Consider the following 404-nt stretch of genomic DNA (forward strand, 5'->3'; position numbering starts at 1 on the left):
GTGCTTGCTGATGTAGACGCTACGGCACTTGTTGACGCTGATGTAGAGGCTACCGCACTTGTTGATGCTGATGTAGAAGCTACGGCGCTTGTTGAGGCTGATGTAGAGGCTACAGCGCTAGTACTTGCTGATGTAGACGCTACGGCACTTGTTGACGCTGATGTAGAGGCTACTGCGCTAGTACTTGCTGATGTAGACGCTACGGCACTTGTTGATGCTGAGGTAGACGCTACGGCGCTAGTACTTGCTGATGTAGATGCTACCGCACTTGTTGACGCTGAGGTAGAGGCTACGGCGCTTGTGCTTGCTGAGGTAGACGCTACTGCGCTTGTGCTTGCTGACGTAGATGCTACCGCGCTTGTGCTTGCTGACGTAGATGCTACCGCGCTTGTTGACGCTGAGGT

Annotated in this window: 1 pseudogene; it reads left to right on the forward strand. The window is 53.7% G+C overall.

What is annotated here, in order from left to right:
• Nucleotides 1-404, forward strand: a pseudogene (locus N8L90_RS09370) (adhesive domain-containing protein); the annotation flags it as partial.

The organism is Streptococcus mitis (assembly GCF_946190115.1).
Classification (GTDB): Bacteria; Bacillota; Bacilli; order Lactobacillales; family Streptococcaceae; genus Streptococcus; species Streptococcus mitis_CO.